Raw genomic sequence first — 6430 nt, 5'->3', positions numbered from 1 at the left:
AAATATGAGGAGGTTTATCTGAAGGCCTATGGAAGCATGTCAGAAGCGAGACACAAAATTGGCGATTATCTGAGGTTCTACAACACAAAAAGGCCTCACCAGAGCTTTAAGAATAATACGCCTGATAAAACATATTTTGAAGGTCTGGAAATTCCAATCGCCGCTTGAAGCTTTTATTAAAAATATGAGACACAGAGGTCAAAATTATATAAGGATTTGTTGATAGGATTTTCACTTATATTTTCAGAAAATCTGTCCAATCAAAACCGACCACTTATTTTTAAGTCCGGATCTCACGGACATTTCTTACTGGCTTAGTCCTCTTTTTTTGCTTTGGGCCGCCGCCATCGGCGGCCCTATGCTTAGGGGAGAGGAAGAATGAAAAAGTTCTTAGCTTTTAAAAACCTATAATGCAACCCGTATGCCAGAATACAAAATCAGTAAAAAAAATTATAAACATTTTTTTAACATACTGTTTTTAAGCCATATATTTACATAGGCAATATTTTATTCAGCTATTCAACAAAATATTACTCTCCAAAAAGCAAGAGTCATAAGTAAACAAATCACTGATCAATACATAAACACCATGTATACAAAATACCCTATTATAGCTTCAGGCCTAATCCCCCAGCTTTTAGAACACTTTTTCGTTTCATAAGCATTAATCCTTTCAGATATTTTTATGAGTAATATCCCCCTCATAAATTGCTGTTTGCATGTTAGCTTCCGGCATATCTCATTTTTGAAGTTCCCCTCAGCAAACTATTTTCAACAGACTTCTTCACCGTACGCCAGTCTATACCTGTCCGTCTTGCGACTTCATCTTAATTAAGCCTCAATGCTAAAAGATGTTTGCAGTATTCCCCCATAAGTTCAAAAAACTTATTTCTTAAAAAAAAGATTACAGAAACCAGGTTAATACCCATGGAGATTGCGGGTATTCAACACCGATTTCAACCGCCGATGATTACGCATGGTTTTTGAGCGATTATGACAGAAATATCAGATTCAGCTTAAAGAATTCAGGTTGTCATGTTCTGTTGGTGCAAAGTTTGAAATAGAAAAAACCGGGGCTGGAATTAAATATGACAAGGTCGTAAAAAGTTACGATTACAGTCATTCCGGCGCAGACTAAAATCCAGAAATAACTAAAATACTAAAGATACCAATCAAATCCGGCATAACTCCTATGCCTTTTAAAGACTCTTTTTGCGAGTCCGTAATTAATATTTTACGTCGGATTAAGAGGAAAACTCGCCATAATCCGACTACACAGGAATCAGTTAGGGTTCATTGTTTTCAGCTTATAATTTCCTTCAACAAAATTTTTGGCGACCCATTCAACGCTCTGGTCTGTGTGCATGAGCATATCCATCTGGCGGGTGAAAATAAGAAGGCGACCAAGTATATCGAGTTTGCTTTCTATGTATGATCTCGGATATTTCTGGAGCCTTGCGTCCACCTTGTCTATTTTCACATCAACTGAAAAGTCTTCTTTTTCAAGGATCAACGCTATTGCCTGAACTCGTCTGCTCCTTCTCAGCTTGTCGGCAGCCCCGCCTTTGAATGAAAAAGTAATGTAATTCTTGTTAATGGTATCTCCGCAGTAGGCATCGACGACACTGTAATGATAGCCTACCCTTGAGCTGAAATTGAGATATTTATCTGCAATAATGGCGTAGCTTCTGTCGCCGAACCTTTCTCCGACATGGCCGGGAGAAAGAGCTTGCTCCCTCATTACTGACATAAGACCTGAAAAATTTATGGGTTTTGGTTCAAGCCCTGCAATATCCTTATTCAGCATGCCATTAAGAAGAGCCTTGAATGGAACCGAAGTAATCTGATGAATTCCGACCCTGCCCGGATCTGTTTCCGGATCTTCTTTTATCCCGTTTCCAAGATCAATGATGTGCAGGTCAATGGGAAGACTGGCCTGCAGCTTGACAGACCATCCATGTACTTTGGATGCAAGATCACTCACCTTGAACATTTCATTATATGAATTTTCATGGGCAAATCTTGCAATATCATGAAGCGTTGCACATTTTGATGCCGTAAATTTTGAAGATCTTGGATTCAGAAGGTGCAGAGGAGTCATAAGTGCCGCAACCTTTTTTAGATGTTCATAAACAGCCGTATCTTTCATATGGGCGTTTTCTTTTTTGGTTACTGTCACAAGTTCGGACACAAAACCATCGTAAATTCTTCCCGAATAAGCATCAACAGTAATAATCTGGCCAGGCGTTATCAAGTCCATTACCTTCTCGGCTCCAATAAGCGTCGGGACTGAAAACTCCCTGGCGAGGGCGGCCATATGTCCGCTGACACTGCCTGATTCTGCTACAATCGCGCTGGCATTCTTCATGGCAACGACATATTCCGGCGAGGAATGCTTGGCAAGGAGGATTCCTCCGGATGGAAAGCAGGCAAGATCCTTTTCAGACCTTATGTGAAAAGCCTGACCGCATCCTGCGCCCTGGGAAGCTATTTCACATTCATCCAAAATCATTCTATAGCCGCTTATAACCCGGGGTCTTAAGGCATTTGCACCCGATGGCTTTTTTATATTCAGAGGCCTGGACTGAAGAATTACGATCCTGCCGCTTGAATCAAGAGCCCACTCAATATCCTGGGGACATTTGTAGTGTCTTTCAAGAGCCTGGGCATATCTTGCGAGGAGTTTTATATTATTATCGTCAAGACAGGGGGCTGTCTGATTATAAATTGAAACAGGCGCTTCCCTGACTCCTCCGCCTGAGCTGCATACAAGCATTACATTTTTGGTCGGCACCTCCCTGCTTTTAATAGTACAGATATCATCATTTGAAACCACATAGGTATCGGGCTTGACCACGCCGTCAACAGCATATGGCCCAAGCCCCCACACCGCATTTATGATGATGTTTTCGTCAAGGATATTATACGGATGTCTTGTATACATTACTCCGCTGGCGGCAGAATCGATCATCCTAATACAGGCGACGGCCATTGCCATATCAGCGTCATAAATACCTTTCGAAATTCTGTAAGAAATGGCCCTTGCAGAATAAAGACTGGCTATGATGGACTTGTATGCGTCGCAAATCTGATCACTTTTGACATTAAGAAGGGTAAGGTATTGACCGGCAAAGGACAGCTCCCCATCCTCACCAAGAGCGCTGCTTCTTACAGCAAGCATTATATCCTTGTTATCACCCCATAAGGATTTATAAGCAGATGCTATATCGTTTTTGATTTCCTCCGGAACAGGCCGCAATTTTATAAGCTCCCTTATCTCGAAACTGAGATTGTTCAGCATATCTATATCATTAATATCCAGAAGATTTTTTCTTTTGAGAATTTCATCCTTAAGGCCATTGCACTCAAGAAAAGTATCAAAAGCCTTAACAGTAATTGCAAAGCCCTCTGACACAGGCAGACCAAGGTGATTCTTTATTTCACCGAGGTTGGCGTTTTTACCGCCGACCCAGTCAGCATCCTGTTTTGTTATCGAGCTGTATGGCATTACATTATAAGGAAAGGCGCTCACAATTTTTTCATCAAGCAGAATGTGGAGCTTGTTGTTTATATCCCCAAGGACTTCATAAAGGACAGGATATTTGTTTCCTGAAAGGACATTCAGGCTCTTCACCATTTTAAACGACTGGAGCATTGCCCGGCTGACCTGACCCTTTATATAAGATGTGCCGAATATCTGCTCGCCCCTCAGCTTTTCCTCAATATCTGTAAGAACACCAAGCAGTTCGCTGTTCGCGGCAAGAAGCTCCTTGAACAGGGTATATTTGAATCTGAAAACTGTATTCAGTTCAGCCTTACCGTATGCAGCAAAGTGATGTCTGTTCTTCGCAGACATGAACAGTCTTTTTAGATTCCCTATGATGGTGGACATGAACACCCCTTAAATAAAGAACAAATATATGAAGCTATGAAATATACCTTTAATTATACGCCTGATCATTATCTTTATCTTTCAAAAACCGTACCATTTAAGAATATCAGGGAAATACCTCAATAATCCTTGTGAAATGCCGAAATAATCCCATCGTTTTAGAATCAAAATAAGCCATGTGAAAAAAAACTTTATCTTCTGGCATGGGTGAGAAGGATTCCTTTTACACGGTGTAAAGAATACTGACAGAGGCCACAGCGGATGTATTTTTCAACCAAGGCACAAAAACCCTTGAGAGGCCTGACTTCATAGAAACTTTCAGCATGAAAATAATCTTGGCACGAAGATTGATATTAAGAAGACCAGTGAAACGATGCGAACAAGTTGCCTGTTAATAAGGCTATCGTAACGAATAGCCAGAAAATAAGGTAAAAGTACTCAACACAAAATTCAAGGAGGGAATGATGAAAAGACTATGGACTAAACTCAGTGGTCTGGTTCTCATGCTGTGCGTTCTTCTGCCGGAAATGGTTCTTGCGGCGGGAGAGAAGGTTGCGGCGGTTGTCATCGTGTCTGACACGAGGAGACTCAGCGGGCTGCTTAAATGGTGGGGAGATCTTTACAATGAAAGCCATATATATTTCGCCCTGCTGACCATAGTGTTGATTCCTGTGATAGGTCTATGTTTCGGAATTGTTGCAGACATAGTCATGAAGGGAATCGGAATAGACCTGGAATCAAGAGATCTGGCCGAACACTAAAATAAACTTTGACTGGATGGAGGATATATTATGGATTGGTTATATGTTTTAATGCCTATTTCTGGTGTCACCATTTTCTGGCCAGGACTCATCATTCTCGGCGTAGGTGTTGGTATCATAGGCGGTTTCTTTGGTATGGGCGGAGCATGGATGGTTACTCCAGGCCTTAATATCCTCGGTTTCCCCATGGCTTTTGCCATCGGAACCGACATCGCGCACATGGCTGGTAAATCGCTGATTTCAACCATGCGCCACGGTAAATTCGGTAACGTTGACTACAAGCTCGGCCTGATCATGCTTGTCGGAACAATTGTCGGTTTCGAAGCAGGCGCCCAGATGGTCATGTGGCTTGAAAGAATTGGAAACGTCGAAGCAGTTGTACGCTGGCTATATCTCGTACTCCTTACTCTTATTGCCTGGATGGTTTTTGCAGACGTCGCGAAAAAGAAAAAGAAAGACAGGGAAGCTATTGCAAGCGGCAAAGAAGTTGATGCTCTTTCAACAGGTATTGAATGGCATAAAACCCTGCACAAGATTAAAATCCCGCCAATGATTCACTTTGAAGCAGCCCAGATCACATGTACTGCATGGCTTCCAATTCTCATCAGCTTTCTCACAGGCTGGGTCGCTGGTATACTTGGAATCGGCGGAGGTCTCATCCGCATGCCTGCCCTTATATATCTCATCGGCTGCCCTACACACGTAGCAGTTGGAACTGACCTCTTTGAAGTTATGATCTCCGGTCTCTACGGCGCTTTCACATACACGATGAAAGGACGTACCGAACTTGTGGCTGCTGTAATCATGCTCGTAGGTGCAGCTGTCGGCGCTCAGGTTGGAACAGTCGCAACAAAATACATAAAGGGCTATGGCATAAGAATAGCTTTCGGGCTTGCTGTAATAGGCTGCGGTCTCTCGGTTCTTCTCAAGCTTCTTGCCAAAATGTACCCTGCATATGCAGCACTTTGCAACAACTCGGCTACAGTCCTTGTTCTTGGGCTCGTGTTCTGCATGTCTGCATACATATTCGTTAAAATGGTTCAGGGCGCAAAGGCTGAAGTTGCTGCAAAGAATAAATAGCATTAATCTGGATACAAGGAGATCATATATGAAAAAGTTTGCCGGATTCATAACAGCAGCAGCCATGCTTATGCTCGTTGGCTGCAACGAAATGGGCAAGGTCGTACAGGGCAGGGTTGTAGCTTTTGATAAGGATGCAAAAAAAGTAACATTCATCGAAGATAAGACGGCTATACCAGGAAAGCCTGACTACAGCATTCTTCCTCCGGATGTGTACACGATCCCATCCGATGAAAACGAAATGGGGCCTGCTCCAAAGGTCGGACAGAGGCTCAAGCTCGACACTGACAAGAATACTATTACAATCTTTGATATGGCTTCACAGCAGATCAAGGAAATTCCTTACACACCTGTGGATAAAAAGGAAAAGGTAAAAAAAGACAATCCTCTTGTAAAGGATAAAAAATTTCCAATAGTTGATAAGAACGCAAAGACCATAGAAATTTATTCGAAACGTCAGGAACTTCTTGTAAAACTCTCCCTCCCCGAAGAGTACTTTGCAATGAAGGATGAAACATGGGATGCCGGTGATGAAATAAGGATATACTATAAAGAGCCGGGAAAAGCCGAACGCCTGATGAATGTAAGTAAAACAGATATATTCAAAAAATAGTTAAATGTAATTCTCCCTAAAATGAGACAGCGGTGCCTCCTCCTCCAACGCCGCTGTCTCAACTTTTTAAACAAAGGTAAAGAC

The 6430-nt window shown here is 42.2% G+C and carries 5 protein-coding genes; 4 read left to right on the top strand and 1 reads right to left on the bottom strand.

Annotation, left to right across the window (positions count from 1 at the left end; genetic code table 11):
• A partial coding sequence (locus tag K245_RS27345; RefSeq protein ID WP_084156355.1) for an integrase core domain-containing protein occupies nt 1-168 on the top strand: 168 nt, incomplete at its 5' end.
• Nucleotides 169-1282: 1114 nt separating this feature from the next.
• Here the strand turns inward: K245_RS27345 and K245_RS0115625 are convergent.
• Nucleotides 1283-3892: a PEP/pyruvate-binding domain-containing protein gene (locus K245_RS0115625; RefSeq protein WP_027359990.1), complete on the bottom strand. Its 2610-nt coding sequence runs from the start codon at nt 3890-3892 to the stop codon at nt 1283-1285.
• A 461-nt stretch (nt 3893-4353) separates the two neighbouring features.
• Here K245_RS0115625 and K245_RS0115620 point away from each other — a divergent pair, with 461 nt between their 5' ends.
• Genes K245_RS0115620 through K245_RS0115610 form a run of 3 tightly spaced genes read left to right on the top strand, consistent with a single transcriptional unit; the run spans nt 4354 to nt 6346 of the window.
• Nucleotides 4354-4653: a DVU0150 family protein gene (locus K245_RS0115620; RefSeq protein WP_232223839.1), complete on the top strand. Its 300-nt coding sequence runs from the start codon at nt 4354-4356 to the stop codon at nt 4651-4653.
• Nucleotides 4654-4683: 30 nt separating this feature from the next.
• On the top strand, nt 4684-5733 hold the full coding sequence (locus tag K245_RS0115615; RefSeq protein WP_027359988.1) for a sulfite exporter TauE/SafE family protein: 1050 nt from the start codon (nt 4684-4686) through the stop codon (nt 5731-5733).
• Between the two features lie 28 nt (nt 5734-5761).
• The gene (locus tag K245_RS0115610) at nt 5762-6346 is read left to right on the top strand and encodes a DUF4881 domain-containing protein (RefSeq protein ID WP_027359987.1); all 585 of its coding nucleotides are present in this window, start codon (nt 5762-5764) and stop codon (nt 6344-6346) included.
• Nucleotides 6347-6430 lie beyond the last annotated feature (84 nt).

The sequence above is a fragment of the Desulforegula conservatrix Mb1Pa genome, assembly GCF_000426225.1.
In the GTDB taxonomy this organism is placed as follows: domain Bacteria; phylum Desulfobacterota; class Desulfobacteria; order Desulfobacterales; family Desulforegulaceae; genus Desulforegula; species Desulforegula conservatrix.
This window is presented reverse-complemented; position numbering and strand designations above follow the sequence as displayed.

Bases quoted from the DNA above. Each gene is read 5' to 3' on its own strand.
- K245_RS0115615 (WP_027359988.1), top strand. From the start codon at position 4,684: ATGGATTGGTTATATGTTTTAATGCCTATTTCTGGTGTCACCATTTTC.
- K245_RS0115620 (WP_232223839.1), top strand. From the start codon at position 4,354: ATGATGAAAAGACTATGGACTAAACTCAGTGGTCTGGTTCTCATGCTG.
- K245_RS0115625 (WP_027359990.1), bottom strand. From the start codon at position 3,892: ATGTCCACCATCATAGGGAATCTAAAAAGACTGTTCATGTCTGCGAAG.
- K245_RS0115610 (WP_027359987.1), top strand. From the start codon at position 5,762: ATGAAAAAGTTTGCCGGATTCATAACAGCAGCAGCCATGCTTATGCTC.